Origin of the sequence: Flavobacterium notoginsengisoli (genome assembly GCF_042686225.1) — a bacterium.
GTDB classification, from domain to species: Bacteria; Bacteroidota; Bacteroidia; order Flavobacteriales; family Flavobacteriaceae; genus Flavobacterium; species Flavobacterium notoginsengisoli.
Map to the genome: position 1 here is coordinate 227,307 of NZ_JBHUOT010000001.1, position 18,840 is coordinate 246,146.

General features: G+C 31.1%; 18 protein-coding genes and 2 tRNA genes. 10 read left to right on the forward strand and 10 right to left on the reverse strand.

What is annotated here, in order from left to right; genetic code table 11:
• Window positions 1–115: 115 nt before the first annotated feature.
• The 4 genes from ACFS3A_RS00765 to ACFS3A_RS00780 all read right to left on the reverse strand — a co-directional run bounded on the left by ACFS3A_RS00765 (window position 116) and on the right by ACFS3A_RS00780 (window position 3,386).
• Window positions 116–352 (reverse strand): PDDEXK nuclease domain-containing protein, encoded by a 237-nt coding sequence (locus tag ACFS3A_RS00765; RefSeq protein ID WP_379824351.1) that lies wholly within the window; start codon window positions 350–352, stop codon window positions 116–118.
• A 389-nt stretch (window positions 353–741) separates the two neighbouring features.
• A complete protein-coding gene (locus ACFS3A_RS00770; protein ID WP_379823269.1) occupies window positions 742–1,749 on the reverse strand; it encodes a PDDEXK nuclease domain-containing protein in 1,008 nt (335 codons plus the stop codon).
• 65 nt (window positions 1,750–1,814) lie between these two features.
• Window positions 1,815–3,038: a site-specific integrase gene (locus ACFS3A_RS00775; protein WP_379823270.1), complete on the reverse strand. Its 1,224-nt coding sequence runs from the start codon at window positions 3,036–3,038 to the stop codon at window positions 1,815–1,817.
• Between the two features lie 260 nt (window positions 3,039–3,298).
• Window positions 3,299–3,386: transfer RNA gene (locus ACFS3A_RS00780), tRNA-Ser, on the reverse strand.
• 563 nt (window positions 3,387–3,949) lie between these two features.
• Here ACFS3A_RS00780 and ACFS3A_RS00785 point away from each other — a divergent pair.
• The 10 genes from ACFS3A_RS00785 (at window position 3,950) to ACFS3A_RS00830 (ending at window position 13,813) form a co-directional block, all read left to right on the forward strand.
• Window positions 3,950–4,711 carry a Cthe_2314 family HEPN domain-containing protein gene (locus tag ACFS3A_RS00785; RefSeq protein ID WP_379823272.1) on the forward strand — a complete coding sequence of 254 codons (762 nt, stop codon included), beginning with the start codon at window positions 3,950–3,952 and terminating at the stop codon, window positions 4,709–4,711.
• A gap of 166 nt (window positions 4,712–4,877) precedes the next feature.
• Window positions 4,878–5,027: a hypothetical protein gene (locus ACFS3A_RS00790; protein WP_379823275.1), complete on the forward strand. Its 150-nt coding sequence runs from the start codon at window positions 4,878–4,880 to the stop codon at window positions 5,025–5,027.
• A complete protein-coding gene (locus tag ACFS3A_RS00795; protein ID WP_379823276.1) occupies window positions 5,008–5,814 on the forward strand; it encodes a hypothetical protein in 807 nt (268 codons plus the stop codon). The genes ACFS3A_RS00790 and ACFS3A_RS00795 overlap by 20 nt, the downstream gene beginning before the upstream one ends.
• A 179-nt stretch (window positions 5,815–5,993) precedes the next feature.
• Window positions 5,994–6,641 (forward strand): hypothetical protein, encoded by a 648-nt coding sequence (locus ACFS3A_RS00800; protein WP_379823278.1) that lies wholly within the window; start codon window positions 5,994–5,996, stop codon window positions 6,639–6,641.
• Window positions 6,642–7,194: 553 nt separating this feature from the next.
• Window positions 7,195–7,755, forward strand: coding sequence for an SH3 domain-containing protein (locus ACFS3A_RS00805; RefSeq protein ID WP_379823281.1), 561 nt, complete (start codon window positions 7,195–7,197; stop codon window positions 7,753–7,755).
• A 62-nt stretch (window positions 7,756–7,817) separates the two neighbouring features.
• Window positions 7,818–8,555 (forward strand): nuclease-related domain-containing protein, encoded by a 738-nt coding sequence (locus ACFS3A_RS00810; RefSeq protein WP_379823282.1) that lies wholly within the window; start codon window positions 7,818–7,820, stop codon window positions 8,553–8,555.
• 183 nt (window positions 8,556–8,738) lie between these two features.
• The gene (locus ACFS3A_RS00815) at window positions 8,739–10,916 is read left to right on the forward strand and encodes an ATP-dependent endonuclease (RefSeq protein ID WP_379823284.1); all 2,178 of its coding nucleotides are present in this window, start codon (window positions 8,739–8,741) and stop codon (window positions 10,914–10,916) included.
• 11 nt (window positions 10,917–10,927) lie between these two features.
• Window positions 10,928–12,829, forward strand: coding sequence for a UvrD-helicase domain-containing protein (locus tag ACFS3A_RS00820; RefSeq protein ID WP_379823286.1), 1,902 nt, complete (start codon window positions 10,928–10,930; stop codon window positions 12,827–12,829).
• Window positions 12,830–13,065: 236 nt separating this feature from the next.
• A complete protein-coding gene (locus ACFS3A_RS00825) occupies window positions 13,066–13,506 on the forward strand; it encodes a hypothetical protein (protein ID WP_379823288.1) in 441 nt (146 codons plus the stop codon).
• Window positions 13,496–13,813 carry a DUF6804 family protein gene (locus ACFS3A_RS00830; RefSeq protein ID WP_379823290.1) on the forward strand — a complete coding sequence of 106 codons (318 nt, stop codon included), beginning with the start codon at window positions 13,496–13,498 and terminating at the stop codon, window positions 13,811–13,813. The genes ACFS3A_RS00825 and ACFS3A_RS00830 overlap by 11 nt, the downstream gene beginning before the upstream one ends.
• A gap of 762 nt (window positions 13,814–14,575) precedes the next feature.
• Here the strand turns inward: ACFS3A_RS00830 and ACFS3A_RS00835 are convergent.
• From ACFS3A_RS00835 to ACFS3A_RS00860, 6 genes are all read right to left on the reverse strand, one after another.
• Window positions 14,576–14,896: a hypothetical protein gene (locus ACFS3A_RS00835; protein ID WP_379823292.1), complete on the reverse strand. Its 321-nt coding sequence runs from the start codon at window positions 14,894–14,896 to the stop codon at window positions 14,576–14,578.
• A gap of 490 nt (window positions 14,897–15,386) precedes the next feature.
• On the reverse strand, window positions 15,387–16,082 hold the full coding sequence (locus ACFS3A_RS00840; protein WP_379823293.1) for a nucleotidyl transferase AbiEii/AbiGii toxin family protein: 696 nt from the start codon (window positions 16,080–16,082) through the stop codon (window positions 15,387–15,389).
• Window positions 16,075–16,596, reverse strand: a complete 522-nt coding sequence (locus ACFS3A_RS00845; RefSeq protein WP_379823295.1) for a hypothetical protein — start codon at window positions 16,594–16,596, stop codon at window positions 16,075–16,077. The genes ACFS3A_RS00840 and ACFS3A_RS00845 overlap by 8 nt, the downstream gene beginning before the upstream one ends.
• Before the next feature lie 123 nt (window positions 16,597–16,719).
• Entirely contained in the window at window positions 16,720–17,943 is a 1,224-nt protein-coding gene (locus ACFS3A_RS00850) for a site-specific integrase (RefSeq protein ID WP_379823297.1), read from the reverse strand.
• 261 nt (window positions 17,944–18,204) lie between these two features.
• A tRNA-Ser gene (locus ACFS3A_RS00855) sits at window positions 18,205–18,292 on the reverse strand.
• 149 nt (window positions 18,293–18,441) lie between these two features.
• Window positions 18,442–18,840 carry an acyl-CoA thioesterase gene (locus tag ACFS3A_RS00860; protein WP_379823299.1) on the reverse strand — a complete coding sequence of 133 codons (399 nt, stop codon included), beginning with the start codon at window positions 18,838–18,840 and terminating at the stop codon, window positions 18,442–18,444.

The following is an 18,840-nucleotide window of genomic DNA, read 5'->3' on the forward strand; positions in this document are numbered from 1 at the left end:
TTGAACAATTCATGGATTTTTTGCTGGAGAATAGTTTTATCTGGTAGATGCATTTGATATTCAGCCACCATAGTTGGAGAAAGACTTAGATTCTACAACTTCACTATCCTTATCTTTACAAAGTAAAATTCCGATACTTGAATTTTTGTTCTCTTTTTTTTTCATTTCTGTCAAGGGCTTCTAAATAAAAAATTATCTGATCTAAATGCTCTGGCTTAAACTTATCTGATTTTAATTCAAAAGCCACAAGGCACTGCAGTACACTGTGGTAAAATAATAAATCAATATAGAAGGCACTGTTTCCGTCCTGAACTTTATATTCTTCGCCTACATACAGAAAGTCTCTCCCCAGCTAAAGAATAAAATCTTTCATCTGTTTGATCAACCCTTTCTTAAGATCTTTTTCATTGTGAGGCTCAAAGAGATTTAAAAAATCAAAAATATAGCTGTCTTTGAGTGAATTGATTGTTTTGGGGTTATTTCTCTCAACGCTGTTGAGAGTTTTGCATTTCTGAGCATGGTGCGTTCAAAAAGTCCAGAGGAAATCTGCCTCTCAAGTTCTCTAAAGCTGTAGCTTTGCCATTTAGCAATTTTAAGCTAGAACTCCTTTTTTCCTATACTTTTACATCTGGAAAAAATAGAAAGATTGTGTGACCAGCTATCATCCCGGAATAACATTTAATACTAAGATGAAAAATAGTCTTAAAGGAATTGGTTTATTTCTTTAAGACTATATTAAAATCATTTTTTGTCTTTTTCAAAATTTGCCAATTCTTTTTTGACTTCTTCAAGTAACTGCTGTTCGGTTGGAAGGTATAAATGGTACTTGCTTGCAATAATGCTTTTGTTACTTTCGGGTAATGTGAATTTTACTACTCCGTCATTTTTATCAGCACATAGTAATATTCCTATAGTAGGGTTTTCGTTGTTATTTTTTTCAATGCGGTCATAATAGTTGACATACATCTGTAATTGTCCTATGTCTTGATGGGTAAGTTTGTGTGTTTTGATTTCTATTAGAACGAAACACTGAAGTAATCGATTGTACAAAACCATGTCTACAAAAAACTCATCTCCATCGATATGTATTCTTTTTTGTCTTGAAACAAATGAAAATCCATTTCCAATTTCTAATAAGAACTCCTGAAGATGAGTGATAATTGCCTGCTCCATGTCTTTTTCATAGTATGCGGCTTCGCGTTTTAAGCCTAAGAATTCTAAATACATTGGATCCTTTATAATTTCTCGGGCATCTGAAGGTAATTTTTCATTTTGTGCAACTGCCAATACATTTTCTTGATCATTACTCATTATAAGTCGTTCAAATAAACTGCTATTTATCTGGCGTTCCATCTGGCGTGATGTCCAATTATTTTTAACGCTTTCTGCAATATAGAACTCTCTTTTTTCTTCATTATCAATTGATAGCAGGAGTTTATAGTGTGTCCAGCTCAATTGTGTCCGCAGTGCGGACACAATTGGAAATGTCCTATAAAATTTTCGATACCAATTCAATTGGCGGTATGAAAAGCCAGTTCCATAATGAGGTTGTAATTCTTTTGCAAGATATTGAATTAAGTAAGTGGCGTAGTCGGCTCTTTCTTTTCCCTGTTGTTCTTCCTCAAAAATACGTTTTCCGATGGACCAGTACATCGTAGTTCTTTCATTATCGACGGCTCTAATTGCACGTTCTTTTGAAGTCTCAATTATTGCTTTTATATCAGGGATTAAGGATTGGTTTTGAAGCATTTTTTTTTAATTTAATAGTTAGGCGTAGTTGATTAAAGTTTTAAAGAATTTTCAAATTAGGAAACTTACCTAAACTTAGATTTCAGTTTTTCCATATCTTCCATGATGTTCACATCCAAAACTTTTGCATAATGCTGAGTCTGTTTTGTGTTTGTATGTCCCATCATTGCTGAAACATTCTCGAGTCTAACCCCATTTCCTAAAGTGACAGTAGTGGCAAAGGTATGTCTGGCAACATACCATGTAAGATGTTTGTCTATGCTGCAGGTATCAGCTATTTCCTTAAGATAAGCATTCATTTTTTGGTTGGATATTTTCGGGATAAGACCTTTCTGCTGATTTTTATATTTTGAAATAATTTTATCAATGGTTGGTAATACAGGCACATTGGCTCTAATGGCAGTTTTAGCTCTGCTGGTCATAATCCATAAATTTCCATTTGAATCTTCGGATAAGTTTCTTTCGGTCAGATCCATGGCATCGACGGGCGCATATCCTGTATAGCAGCTGAAAAGAAATATATCCTTGACCTTTTCCAAACGGGGCGTTGAAAATATTTTATTCTCGATTGTATTAAGTTCCTGTTGGGTCAGGAAAACAGCATCTTTTACACTCAGCCTTCCGTCATAAACGTTGAATGGGTTCTTTATGATCAAATCCATTTTAATGGCATAATTGCAGGCAGTTTTATACATTTTCATATACTTTACCACCGAATTGTTTTTGATACCTGTCTGGTCTTTAAAACTGCTTTCGTATTTAAGGAACTGTTCCAGTTTAAACACAAACGAGCTTGATATTTCAGATGCAGGCATATCTTCCTTTTTGTAGGCGCTGGTGATGAAATCCAAAAGTAAATCCTTTGCTCTTTTGTACTTCTGCAGTGAAGCCGCAGCGCGTTCTCCAGAATTGACTCTTTTGGTGAAGAATATATTGTATGTTTCCATAATTGAAATTATGGAAGGCCCTTGAGGCTGGCCGATTTTGGCTTTTCCTGTAAGTTCAGCTTTTAGCAGTTCCAGATCAACCTCAGGATCAATTCGGAAGAGTTCTGTAAACTTCTTTTCGGCATTAAGCTGCATGAGATCAAGAGAGCTTTTGATTACCTTTTCTTTTTCCGCCTTCAGTGTATTTTTCAGATGGTTTGTCTGGATCCATTTTTCTTTCGAAATATATTTTCCCGAGGCGATTGTAATTGTTTTGGTTTTATAAGAAAGCCTTAGGATAATAGAGCTTTCTCCATCTCGATTAACTCTGCCGGATTTTAGCAGAAAAATTGTTTTTAACATGTTATCTAATTTTAAAATTAATAATCAAATTGAATTAATAATTTTAAGAGAGCCCATTAACAGCAGGGAATTCCCAGGGAATTCTTTTGTTTTAGTGGTCCAATTTTGAGAAAAAAGATCTCAAAAAAAGTGGGACACTGATTGTGCCACCATTCTTTGATAAAACATGTGCTTTTTGAAAAGTGTGTAAAATCGAAAAAGCCTTTAAACACTAGTGTTTAAAGGCTTTTGATTTTTAAAGTTTCTTTTGAAACTTCTACTGGCGGAGGAAGAGGGATTCGAACCCCCGGACCTGTTACAGTCAACAGTTTTCAAGACTGCCGCATTCGACCGCTCTGCCATTCCTCCAGTAACATGCAATCATTTTCTCATTGCGGGTGCAAATATATAATGTTTTTTTGATTGCAGAAATTTTTTTGACACTATTTATAAAGAAAATAATATCACGTCTTAAATACAATTGAGACATAAGTAAAGTTTACGAGTGTTGCGTATTTAAAATATATTTTATGGGTTAATTGATTGAACAATTTACAAACCATTTCTTCCAAAATTTAAAGAAATTCTTTACTATGCTATATATGCTGATTTTGATTTTGGCAGACGAAGGAGAAGGCTGGTGAAAAAGGTTTTTCATTAAAAAGGGAAAATATTTTTTTCTTGTTTAAAATCCTTATAATAGATAATTATTTTTTAACTACGCAGAATAACTGCGTACTGCTTAAGTATCTTTGGTATTGTTTAGTAATCATAACTAAATTAGATCCCGTAATTATTAAAAAAAGAACGCGGGAAGAATAGTAAGCTGATTTTGTATTTAGAAAGATTTGTCAATTCAGAAGAATGGAATTAGTTTAGTACCGATCCCGCTGTAATACCAGTACATTACTAACCCCTATAAAAGAAACTAAATGGAAATAACCGAATTTAACGGCGAATTATTTAAAGATTTTATTGAAATTGTTCATCGTACAATGGAAGAGATTCGTATTCATCCAGAGTATAGCTTGTCCAAAAACAATCATCAGTTATTTAGTCCAGAAGGTAAATATGCTAATAAAGTTTTTGACATTTATTCTAAAATAAATGAAATCAAAGGGGATTTTAAAAAAATAGAAGTCTTTCTTCGTCGTTTTCCATTAAAAAATTTTTATGAGGAAAATGAAATTACTCATTTAGATTATATTAAATATCATACCGAAGTTTTTTATCACAAATCCAATACACTCTTAGATTTGTTCAAATTATTTACGAATGAAGTATATGAACTTGGATATTCCGAAAGGAAATGTACATGGGGTAATTTAATGAAATCGGAAGTAGTTAAAGACTCATTATCAATAAAAGTTATAGAATATTATCATAAAAGTTTTGAGCACATTATTAAAGCCAGAAATTTAAATACTCATCGCGGAATATTCAAAGATTCCGAAAAAGATGATATCGAAACTCCAATGATGATTTATAAAAATTCAGAAAAATTTAATATGGAATTAGGTGATGACTTCAGAAAAATGATGCCTAAATTTTTATTGGAATATAAATTGAAAAAATACAAAAATGAAAGATTATTGTACATTAAAAGTGGAAATAATGCAGCTGAACAATACATCAATTTTTATATGAACGTAACAATTCCTGAATTTTTAAACAGGGCTAAAGCGAAACGATAACGGCAACTAACACACATCTTATGCAATTTGGGAATTTAGTAGAATTACCGTTTATAGCATGTTTTAGTTTAGCTGAAAAGACTCTATTACGAAAGTCGCGAATTGAGCAAGGCGATGAAATATTAGCTATAATGCTCTCTCAAGAGGCTTTAAAATAATAACTTATATGAAAGAAATAAATTATTTACAACCTGATGAAATCTGGGAAGTATTTGATATAAAATCTGAGGATGATTTTAGAGAAAAGTATTTACTAAAAGGAAAATTCCATTCTTTAGTTCCTGAGACGATAATTAATGATTACAAAAGTAGTTGAGAGGCTTATGTATTATAGCTATTTTAATTATCCATTAATAGATGAAGCATTTTCAAAATCGACACGAATTTTTGAAGCATGTGTTACCTTAAAACTCGAAATTTCTGGTTTAAAAAGAGATGGTTTTGAATCATTACATTCAAAGCTTACACGATTAAAAGAATTATGTTCGAATGATTTATTTGAACAATGGAGAGGAGCAAAAGAGTTAAGGAATCATTTTGCGCATCACGAAGCTGGTGTTCTTATGGGTATTTTTCTGATGAATGGATTCAAACATAACTTAAATCTAATAAATTCAATTTTTCTTGAATCTACAGCTATATTAGATAAAGAAAAAAAGCTTAAAGATTTGCTTCAACAGAGTGAGCATTTAGTTAAAGGTTTATTTATTTTAGAGTATAAAACGCAAAAAATATTAATCTACGGAGCCAAACTTTTTGCAACTGGAATTATAAATAATTTAGGTAAATCACTATGGGTTTTTATTCCGATTACAGGTGATAAGATTATAAAGCACGTAAATGATTTTCCTGCTTCACTAATTTTAAAATTAGAAAATGTACAAATTAATGAGAAAGGATTAAATGCAATAGATGCTATAACAAAAGAAGTAATTCAGCTTACAGTAACTGAGAATGCTGAAAATGTTGAGAAATTCAATTTACACAATAAACGAATTGCAGAAATCGAAAAGATCTCGCCAAATATTAGTTTAGAGTATATGTCAATGTTAAAGCATGAAACAGCGAAAGAAATTTCAGATTTTCTATATGAAGATTGGTAATTGCATAACAGCTGACTGCTGCTGAAACGGATGTAGATAATGGCCTATTTGAAAAACGATTTTGCATGCGGCGTAATGAAAACTTAACTGAATTCGAACCATATTCCTTGGGAAATAGAATTGTTTAACTTTTTTCCAATTTAGATCATAAGGAATTATAATTAATCAAAAGAAAAAAAATGAACTTTCAGCCTACATTTGAAAATAGACAAATTGCAATTGAAAAAGCTCTTTTCTTTGAGTCATTAACTTCTAAACTTATAAAGCACATGATGGGGCTGGAGTTACTGGGTAGTACGAAGTCACTAGATAATAAATCTTCTTCGATAAGTTTGCGTGCTAAAATTGATCTGCTTGTGGATTGCGGTAAAATTGACAAATTGACTTATGCCAATTTATTACATATTATCAGCATTAGAAATCAGTTTGCACATAATTTTGAATGCAATAATTTTGAAGATTTACCAAAATTTATTGATGGTATTGATAAACCATTGCTAAAATATAGTCCAGATTTAAGTGCTTCTGTAGAAGAAAGCTTAAAAAAGGGATTTTTGAACATGGCGGATCAAGCGTTCAAATTTCTTTTAAATGAATTCGGAGGAGTTACAAAAGAATATCAAATTGATACAGAGAAACTAAAAATACGCATTACAGAGGAAGAGGAAAAATTATTGGATCAATACGGAATCGAAGGAGCTAGAAATAGGGCGCTGGTTTTAAATAAAGTAAGACAGCTTCTTAAAGAAGATGAAAATGAAGAATTGAATTCGAAAATAAATGATGAGATTATCAAATTCAAGAGCAAAAATCCTGATCTGCATTAATTCTAAAATTATGTAGTGTTTTATTCCTTATTTGCGGTTAAATCAAAGTCGAAATTAATCAATTTCTGACTTCATTTGAACAACAGTCAATTGTATATATATAATTTGAATTGTGAAAAAAACTATTGCAAAGTAGAGAATAAACAAGAGCTTCAGACTCCGCAACTTAAAGATAACTTGGTGAATTCACTATATAATTGGTAACGGTTGGGGTAAATGGATAGGCGAAACATCTGTAAAAAGTACCTTAGTATTTTGTGGCAAAATTGAAGGCAACTGCAAACTAGAATCCTTTTCTATATATTTTTAAAACAGCCTTAACTTTAGCGGTAAAAAAGGTATTCATTCCAATAAGTGAATACTGCATAAACAGGTATAAATACTTAGTGGGTGATTGTTACAAATCAATATTTTTGAAAGGATATTATTTTATACTATCAAAAGATTTTTATTTAGTAGTCATTTTTTAGCTTTAAAAAGATCAGTTATGGAAAACCGTAAAGTTATTCAGTAATATCTTGCTAAGTTTGGCATTAAACATAAATGACCTGCTATGATAAAATTAATATATTTTAATGTTTTGTTCTTTTTTTTGATTTCAGCTGTGAGAGCACAGGACAATAAGCTTCTGGCAAGCTGTTGCGATTCTAAACCTAAGGAAAATGGACGATGTACTGGTAGTGCATATTGCAGTGCCTGTTCGAACTGCAGTAGATGTGCACACTGCTCTAATGGTGGGAGCTGTGGAGTATGTGCGTCATATTCACCACCTGTTAGATATACTGCGCCACGCAATGTCAGCGGTAATAGAGTTAAAACTCCTTCAAAAAATACTGTAAATGCTTCTTCCAATTCGAACTTTTATTGCAAGCCTAAAAAAGAAGCAGAAAATAAAAAAGTGATTAATAATTATCGTTCTGAAGACATGCTTGCAGTTGATTCAGAAATTCTTAATTTACGAGAAGGACCTGGTACTGAATACGAAGTAATTGAAGTGCTGGAAAGGTATGCTGTGATAAAGTTTATAGCTATTGATGGTGAATGGTTACAGGTTAAGGTAATAGAATCTGGTAATTATGGATTTGTCAATGTAAAACATGTCTACAAGATTTAGTCTAACCGTCACTTTCAGATAGTTTTAATCTATTCACTGAAAAAATCAGTAACTAAAAAGTTATGGAGATAGTTCTACTAATTGTACTTTTTGGACTAATTTTTATTTTTAGTCTTTATAAGGTAAAAATTAAAGGAATAATAGGAGAGAAAACAGTTTCATTAATATTAAATCTCTTAGATAAGTCAGATTATAAAATCATCAACAATATCCTTTTAAAATCAGGAGAATTTACCACTCAAATAGATCATGTGGTAATTTCAAGTTTTGGAATATTTGTAATCGAAACCAAGAACTATAAAGGATGGATTATTGGATATGAAAATTCAGAGTATTGGACTCAGGTATTATATAAATACAAAAAAAAGTTTTACAATCCTATCCGCCAAAATTCGGGACATATAAGAGCCTTGAAAAGCTGCTTAAAGGAATATCCTGATCTCGAATACAAATCGATTATTGTTTTTTCGACAAAAGCAGAAATAAAAATAGATACTAAAATCGACGTTATTAATGTATATAATCTTACAAGAACGATTAAAAATTACTCTACAATAAATCTCTCTCAAACTGATAAGGATAATGTTTTTCAAAAAATTAATGCCGCTAATCTAATTGATTCATTCAGCCGACGAAAACACGTTAGTTCCATTAAACAAAGAATGATCCATCGCGAGAAAACAATTCAAGAAAAGAAATGTCCAAGATGTGGTAATAATCTCGCTGTACGAAAAGGAGAATACGGAAGTTTTTTTGGGTGTAAATCTTATCCAAGATGTAAGTTCACTCAAAAAATATAATTATAGAATTTGTTTTTGTTCCTTATCCTTTTTTTATAATTGGAATTTGCTGTACAATTAAGAAATGCACATTAAGAAATTAGAAAATTATTTGAGAGTTTATTATCAAAATTTTGTTTGAATTCCAAATTAGTAGTTTAAAAAGTTTAACAATAATAATCTAACCATTAAATATAAATTATAATGAGAATTGACTTTATAAAAATTAAGAATTTTAGAAAACTAATTTCTTGTAAAATTGAGTTTTCTGAAAATGAAACAATATTTGTCGGCGCAAATAATAGTGGAAAGACTACAGCTATGGATGCTTTAATAACTTTTTTGAAAAGAAAGGAATTTAAAACTCAAGATTTTACGATATCTAATTGGATTGAATTAAATAAAATAGCTGAAACTTGGATAACAAATCCCAATTTATCTGAAGAGGATAAGAGTATAAAAAAACTGGAAACATATTTACCTTCATTGGATTTATGGATAAATGTAGAAGATTCAGAGTTGCGATATGTAAGTCATTTAATTCCAACTCTTGAGTGGAAAGGTGGCTTGTTAGGAATTAGATTGATTTTTCAACCTAAAAATATAGACGTATTAATTGAAGAGTATTTTCTTAGTAAAACGAAAGTAAATAAGCTAAATAATGATTCAGGTAAAAAAGTTGATCTATGGCCAAAAGATTTTTGGCAATTTTGTGATAGAAAATTAAATTCTTTATTTGAAATCAAGACATACATTTTGGATCCGGAAAAATTTAATGAAGACCAAGAATTGGATCAATACAATATTGCTTTAGAAGGAAATCCTCTTAATGGATTAATTAAAATTGATACAATAAATGCTCAAAGAGGATTTAGTGATCCCAATTCGGAAAATCCTGAATCAACAAATTCTAAAAATCTCTCATCTCAATTGCGTTCATACTATGATAATCACCTTAATCCTTTAATAGATCCAACAGAAAATGACTTAGATGCATTAGGGAAATTGAATGATGCTCAGTTAGTGTTTGATGATAATTTAAAAACTAGATTTAAAGATCCTTTAGAAGAGCTACAAAATTTAAATTATCCGGGCTTTGGTAATCCTCAAATAACTTTATCCTCACTCATTAAAGCTGCGGATGGATTAGAACACGAATCTGCTGTTAGATATGAAATTGAAAGTGGATTATCTTTGCCAGAAAAATATAATGGATTAGGGTATCAAAACTTGATATCAATAATTTTCAAATTAATGCGATATAGGGATGAATGGATGCGTAAAGGGAAGGCTATAAGTGAAGATGATGATATTATAGAACCTCTTCACTTAGTTTTAATTGAAGAACCTGAAGCTCATTTACACGCTCAAGTTCAACAAGTATTTATTAAAAAAGCCTATAGTGTTTTAAGAAAACATTCGGATTTGGGAGAAAATAAAGATTTTATTACCCAGTTGGTTATAAGTACTCATTCCAGTTATATAGCACATCAAAAATTTGAAAGTCTTAGATATTTTAAAAGGAACAATACACAGTTAATACCTACGTCTGAAGTCCTCAGTTTAAAATCAGTTTTTGATAGTTCTAAACGAGAAGGCAAAGAAACTGAAAAGTTTGTTGTTAGGTATCTTAATACTACTCATAATGATTTATTTTTTGCTGATGCTACAATATTGGTTGAAGGACCTGCAGAAAGAATGCTAATACCACATTTTATAAAAAATAAGCATGAAGTACTGGATAGCTGCTACATTACAATTTTAGAAATTGGTGGAAGTCATGCGCATCGATTAAAACCGCTAATTGAAAAGTTAGGAATAATTACATTGATTATTACGGATATTGATTCTCAGGAAAAATGTGTTGATGATTCACAGAGTCCACCAACAGAAAAATTTAAAAAGTGTCAACCCAAAAAGGAATCTAATCAAGTAACCAATAACGATACTTTGAAAAGTTGGAATCCTAAATTCAATAATATTGATGAATTGTTAGATTTAGAATTTATACATAAAGTTTTAGAGGATAATCCTATTAGAGTAGCATATCAAAGCGAAATAGATATAAAAGGTACAAAGATTTATCCCTATACTTTTGAGGATGCATTGGTAGTCGAAAATATTGAAAGATTTAAATCAATTTCTAAATCATCTGGTTTGTTAAAAAAAATGGCGCAATCTGCTAAAGAAGCAGAGGTTATAGATATCGCAAAAAAAGCTTACGATGCAATTAATGCAGAAGGAGCCAAAAAAGCAGAATTTGCATTAGATGTTTTATATTTTGAGAATCCAGAGAAATTAAATATTCCAAAATATATTGAAGAAGGATTAATTTGGCTCGAAGAAAAATTGAAATCAAACCAAAATGTCACTATAACTTAATCTTAATCACGATGACTACATATAATAATAATATTGATGAAAATGTTGATGTTGAAATTTACAAATGTATCAACCCCGTAAATCCTAAAAGTTTTTTTCTTTTTGCAGGAGCAGGATCTGGTAAAACACGTACACTTGTAAATGTACTCAGCCAGTTTAAAGAAAGTAATGGTAAAAATTTTAAGTTAAAAAATAAAAAGATTGCAATAATAACTTACACTAATGCAGCAGCAAATGAAATTAATCATCGGTTAGCTTACGATCCAATTTTTAATGTTAGTACTATTCATAGCTTTTGCTGGGAATTAATTCAAAACTTTACTATAGATATAAAAAAATGGCTAGAGATAGATTTAAATGAATCTATAATTGATTTAAATGTACAGTTGTCAAAAAGTAGAGATAGTAATAATAAAACATCTGTTGGAAATAGAAAAAAAATGGAATCTAAAATCAAGAGACTAGACTCATTGAACAAAATTTCTAAATTTGTTTATAATCCCAATGGCGATAATCTAACTAAAGATTCATTAAATCACTCTGAAGTTGTTTCTATTGCTTCTCACTTTATTGCTTCAAAAGATTTGTTTAAGCAAATTTTAGTGAACAAATATCCGGTTATTTTTATTGATGAAAGTCAGGATACAAAAAAAGATCTGATAGATGCTCTTTTTTCTTTACAATCCGTGAATATGGAAAAATTCTCTTTAGGATTGTTTGGAGATACAATGCAGCGTATTTACAGTGATGGGAAAGAGAAATTAGGAGAAGATTTGCCACCTGATTGGTTGAAACCAGTAAAAATGATGAACCATCGCTCAAAATCTAGAATAATTGAATTAATAAACAAAATAAGAGAGGATGTTGATAAACAGAAGCAATTTCCAAGAATTGAAAATTCAGGAGGTGTTGTAAGATTTTTCATTGTACAAAGAGGGATCAATGAGCTATTAGTAGAGGAATCAATCAAGCAGAAAATGTCATTAATTACTAAGGATGATAAATGGATAGATAAAAATATTCCAAAGAATAAACAGGAAATTCCAGTAAAGACTCTAACTCTTGAGCATCATATGGCAGCTGTTAGAATGGGGTTTTCAACTTTTTTTAATCCATTATATACTATTGAAAAAATGAAAACAGGTTTGTTAGATGGCAAATCTGCTTCAGTGAATTTTTTCGTTAAAACAATTTTGCCTTTATTATTAGCTTATAAAAGCAACAATAGCTTTGAAATAGCGAATATTATTAAAAAGCAATCATCAATTTTAGATAAAGAGAATATCAAAAAAGAAAGTGATAAAATAGGAATATTAAAAACAGCTAAAACTAATGTAGAGAAATTACTAAGCCTTTGGGCTGAAGATCGATCACCTAAACTGTTGGAAATATTAAAAAATGTCTATGAATCAAAATTATTCGATTTACCTGCTGATCTGAAGCTTGCATTAGAACGCTCTTCGAGCACTTCTACTCAAGCTGACGAAACGGAAACAGAAGATGATGATGAGTTAATGCTTGCTTGGAGTATTGCTTTAAATGCTGATTTTGATGAGATAATAAAATACAATGATTACATATCTGAGAACTCAGGATTTGGGACACACCAAGGTGTTAAAGGTTTAGAATATGATAGAGTAATGGTTGTCATCGATGATGCAGAAGCGAAAGGATTTATGTTTAGTTACGATAAGTTATTTCGAATAAAATCACTAACTCCGGGAGATAATAAAAATATTGTAGAAGGTAAGGAAACAGGAATAGATCGTACATCAAGACTTTTTTATGTTGCATGTAGTAGAGCCAAAGAAAGTTTAGCTATCGTAGCATATACTGATAATCCAGAGGTATTAAAAAATAGTTTATTAGATTTTGGCTGGTTTAATGATGAAGAGATTGAAGTCTATAAATAAGAATAGTTATTATTACTATAAAGAATTAGATTCTACAAATTCAGAAAAAAGAAAAAAAACAGGTATTTGTACTTGGTCCTTGTAGTTATTAAAAAGCTAATTTACCATTTTTGAATATTTGTGTCTAATGCAAAAAACTAAAAATTGTATTTTCAACCTCTTGTAGCGCCAAGACAATATAACCTATTTCTCATGACGTCAGCAATATAATAAAAAACTAACGAATATCAAATTTTATGAAAACCATTAAATCAATTTTTTTGACAATTCTCTATACAATTATTTTAATATTTATTTTAGGAATTTTAAATTGGATAATGTATAAAATGATTGAAAAAGTAGTCGGTCCATTATTTTTTTGGTTTTATGATTTACATTGGTTTTGGAAACTTTTACTTCTTTTTTTTGGTGGAAGCATCGTCATCACCATCTTCCTAAATATAGTAAATTATCTTGCCGCCATTATAAGCACCGTGATTAACATTGTTTTTCCATACAACAAAATAATGGTAGTGATTTCATCAATTATAGTAATTATAAATATTATATTATTAGAGATTGATTTCTGGAAACTTTTAACATGGGATTTTTGGATGATTTGTTTGTGGTTAATACTCACTTTCTTTATAGTTCAAGTAAATATTGTCTTTATTTTTAGAAATCCAAATGAAGTATAACATCCTTTCTACAATCTGCGTAATTCTTTGTGTTTTATTTTTAGGATGCTTGCTAAAAATGCCTTACGGTTATTTTCAACTAGTTCGCTTTGTTGGAATGATTGGTTTTGTCATTTTAGCGATTAACGAAAAGGAAAAATTACAAAGTAAAGCTTGGCTTGTAATTTGGATTTCCTCAACATTATTAATTAATCCATTTCTTAAAATATCGCTTGGCAGAACAATCTGGAATATTGTTGATGTCATTTGGGTGATTTTTTTATCGCTCTATATTGTTAAATTAAAAAGCAATAGAAACATCTTATGAAACTTGCTATAAAAGATTGATGTTATTGGCTTTATTTCAGAATTGTCTTGTATTTGAGAAGTTTAAGTAAATCTCAAGACAAGGCTTAATTTAATCTCAAATATCTTTTAGCAAGGAAAAGTTACCTACTATACAATGACCAAAAAGAAAAACAATAAATTGAAAATAGATAAAAATTAAAATATGGGTTTACTAAAGCATTATTCTACCGGACAATTGACATCAGTAATGAAGATTGGTTGAAAAATGCTGTTTTATTTTAGGATGAAATAAACACAATTGTTCCATCTTCAATTGCAAATACTTATTAAGAGAATACGACACAGTATTATAAGACGAAGGAATTTTGAAACCAATACCAGTAAATCCCAGTAAGGACTTGCTTTATGTTTTCCCCATTTGCTCTAATGTTATCTGATGCTTAGGAAAAATGGTTTGTTTTTTCTGTTCATTTTGTTAAATGTTCATTATTATGAACAAGAATAACGTTTATGTTCATAATAATGAACATTATTATTTGTTTTTATTTTTTAGAAGTTAAAAACTATATGATCTTTTAGGACTATTTATAGTAATTGTTTTCTTTAAGAATTATTGTTTTTACTATTTCTTATCTTCATTTTCTCTTATGATCAGTTCCTTTTTCATATGCGGTTCCAATTGGCACGATGTCCAATTGTTTTAACGCTTTTAGTATTGTAGAAATCTATTTTTTTTCTTTTTCATTATCAATTAATAGCAAAAGCTTATATTGTTTCCAGTTCAATTGTGTCCGCAGTGTGGACACAATTGTAAATATTTGCAAACCTGAAGATTAATCATGAAAATTGTTATTCGGAGATTAATATTAAAAACCATGGAATTGCTGCATATAGAATTATTTACGGTTGGGATTTGGAGGTTTAAATCATCAAAATCGACGGTATAAGAACTTTGACAGGCATTTAATCTTACCTGACTTTCTGGTTTTTTCTGAAGTTCAATTAATACCTCTCTGGTTTGACCATCTTTTTTTAAAAGATTTTTATCCAGTTTATCGCATTTTTGAAAACCTCTTCTCGGAAGTTTCAAATACTGTGTCAAGTGCTTTTTCTGCTAAATGTTTTCCTAATAATCCTAATGATATGAAGATTATGGGGGGCTATATTAAAGATTGTTTGGAATGTTTTAAGTCAATTATTGTTGATTTTTTATACTATAATCGGAAAAATTCCGATTATCTATGAAATTTTTCGCAATAAATAACTAGACGCAATCTAAAATAGAAAAAAAAGGGATATACTCGATGGTGATCTGGGTTGTCTTTATGACCTAGATCACTATTGCCAATACACTTTCTTTATCACTGCTTATTAAAAGATGTTCATTTAAACTGATGTTTATCTGGTGTTCCGGCTGGCGCGATTTCCAATTGTTTTTAATGCTTTCGGCAATATAAAACTCTCTTTTTTCTTGATTAAGAAGAGATATTAAATGTTTATATTCTGTCTAGTTTAATTGCGTCCGCACTGCGGACGCAATTGGCAACGTTAGTTAATTACTACTAAAAGAAATAAAATTGTACTTAATGTATTTATTTTATTATTATATTTATTTTATCTTTTAACATAGAAAATCGTTCTTCTCTTATATAAGCGCTTATATGCATTGACAATATTTCGTCAGATTGTGGATGCTTGGAGAGCTTTGTTAATTCGTTTATTAAGAAGTTTTTGACTAACTCGTCGGATTGCAAAATCTCGTCAACAATGTGGATTCGATTATCAAGTACGTATATTATGTCTTCATAGTCATGACTTCCATGATAATCTTGGCCGCCCCCACGTTGATTAAATGCTTCAAATTTTGTAGCAAGAAAATATGATACAGGCAATATATTTATAAATATTCCGTCAGAAATTTCATATTGCTGAAGGTATTTAAAACCTGGAATATACCATGAATTAGAAGGGCCAACAGGACTGTCACTTGCAGGCATAATATCAACAGGGATATTTTTGTATTTATAACTACAGATTGAATGTCCTTCCGGATCAGGGAAAAATTCCAATTCACGTAATCTTTCCTCTGCTTCAACAAGATTTATATACTTGTTGCCCAAATTTATTGTAAGATCAATGTCTTGGGTTGGCCTTATTTCATCTGCTGCTGGGTCATCGGTATACAGGCTAATCACTGCTCCCCCGATAAAAACCATTCTTTCTCGTAATTCTTGAAGTCCGTTTGCAACTTCAATGACAGTTGCCATATTTATTTCTTTGTTATACATTGAGTATTAGTTTTTCAAGTTCTTTTTTAGCGATTTCTTTTTCTCTTGTTTTCCCTACTCTTATCGCATCAACTAGGGTAAGTAAATTATATAATTTTTTATCTTTTAATGATGCCTCAACTACAGTGGTGTAAAGTGGTTCAATAGCTTGGCCTTTGTCTTTGCCCTTTGCGGATGGCCAAACATATTTTTCATTAGAATTGATAAACGCGCTGAGAGGTTCTGCAGAGTGAGCAGTTAGCATACCTCTTACAATCGGCCCTGGACGTTGAGGAAACACATATGAAATTCCATGTATTAGGAATTCTTTTAATGCAATTCTATTTACTTTTTTTTTAGTGACATCTAATAAACCAGCATAATTTGATCTTGTCAAAGATTGACTTATTTCAGACTGGCTCATGTAAAGATCTTCAGCCAATGTATGATGGAACCATGATTTTTCATTTAACGCTACTATTTTAAGTAGAATTAATACGTCTTGAGGTTTTAAAATATATTTAATTTGTCTCATTTGTTTTAATATTGCATATTGCGATATGCAATATTAATTTATATTTAATTGAAAAACAAATTATTAATATATTATATCGCATATCGCAATATGCGATATGATTTCATGAGAGGTATATACGATTCACCTAAACTTAGATTTAAGTTTTTCCATATCTTCCATTATATTAACATCTAAAACCTTTGCATAGTGCTGCGTCTGCTTGGTATTGGTATGGCCCATCATGGCTGATACGTTTTCCAGTCTTACTCCATTTCCTAAAGTAACTGTGGTTGCAAAAGTATGTCTGGCAACATACCAGGTAAGGTGTTTGTTTATGCCGCAGACATCAGCAATTTCCTTAAGGTACGCATTCATTTTCTGGTTGGAAATTTTTGGGATAAGACCTTTCTGCTGGTTCTTATATTTGGCAATAATTTCTTCAACGGTAGCCAGTACTGGAACATTGGCTCTAATAGCAGTTTTGGCTCTGCTTGTCATAATCCATAAGTTTCCATTTGAATCTTCGGATAAGTTTCTTTCGGTGAGCTCCAAGGCATCGACAGGGGCATAACCTGTGTAGCAGCTGAAAAGGAATATATCCTTCACCTTTTCCAGACGGGGAGTTGGAAATATTTTGTTCTCGATTGTATTCAGTTCCTGCTGGGTTAAGAAAACAGCATCTTTTACGCTCAGCCTGCCGTCATAAATGTTGAATGGGTTTTTTATGATCAAGTCCATTTTAATGGCGTAATTGCATGCAGTTTTATACATCTTCATATATTTTACCACCGAATTGTTTTTGATGCCTGTCTGATCTTTAAAACTGCTGTCATATTTAAGGAACTGCTCCAGTTTAAATACAAACGAGCTTGATAACTCAGATGCTAGCATGTCTTCTTGTTTGTAGGTGCTGCTAATGAAGTTTAAAAGCAGATCTTTGGCTCTTTTGTATTTCTGCAGTGAGGCTGGAGCACGTTCTCCCGAGCTCACTCTTTTGGTGAAATATATATTGTATGTTTCCAAAATTTCAATTATGGTAGGTCCTTGTGGCTGTTCTATTTGGGCTTTACCTGTAATTTCAGCTTTTAATAATTGAAGGTTAACCTCAGGATCAATTCTGAAGAGTTCAGTGAATTTTTTGGCTGCATTAAGCTGGAAAAGATCTAGTAGATTTTTGATTACTATTTCCTTTTCAATTTTAAGCTGGTTTCTAAGGTTGTTAGTGCTGGCCCACCTTTCTTTTAAGATGGATTGTCCGGTTGACATTGAAATTTGTCTGTCATTGTAACTCAAACGCGCATAGATGGGAGATTCGCCGTTCTTGTTTACTCTGTCGGATTTCTGGTAAAAAATTACTTTTAACATGTTATCTAGTTTTAAAATTAATAATCAAATTGAATTAAAAATTTTAAGAGAGCCCATTGATAGCAGGGAATTCTCGGGGAATTCTTTCTTTTTAGTTACCCATTTTTTAGAAAAAAGATTCAAAAAATGACTGGGTAACTAATAGGGTAACCGTTCTTTGATAAAACATGTGCTTTTTGAAAAGTCTGCAAAAACGAAAAAGCCTTTAAACACTAGTGTTTAAAGGCTTTTGACTTTTAAAGTTTCTTTTGAAACTCCTACTGGCGGAGAAAGAGGGATTCGAACCCCCGGACCTGTTACAGTCAACAGTTTTCAAGACTGCCGCATTCGACCGCTCTGCCATTTCTCCAGTATGTCGCAATCATTGCCTGATTGCGGGTGCAAATATAAGACGGTTTTTCGGTTATAAAAACTTTTTTCGGACTTTTTTTTGAAGTTTTTTAAGATAATTTTTAAGTGCTTAATTACCAGTGTTTCCGAAAGTAAGTTTTTTTAAAATTAATTTAAATCGTCTAAAATTGGTGTTGGTTTTTTGTTTTCATCTACTGCAACAAACGAAAAAGTTCCGGAAACTACCGTTTCGCGAAGCTCGGAATACATTTGTTCCATGAAAATATCAACGTGAATTTTACAGCTCGTTCTTCCAACGCTATCTACTTTTGCGACTAATTCAATCAAAGTCCCGGCAGGAATCGCTTTTTTAAAGTCAATCTGACCTGTTGAGATTGTAACTACTTTTTTACGGCTGAAGCGTGTAGCGCAAATAAACGCTACTTCGTCCATTAAGTGGAGTGCTGTTCCTCCAAATAAAGTATCGTAATGATTAGTCGTGCTAGGGAAAACAGCTTTAAAAATTCGTGTTTCCGATTTTAAAATTCTTTCTTCTACTGTTCCCAT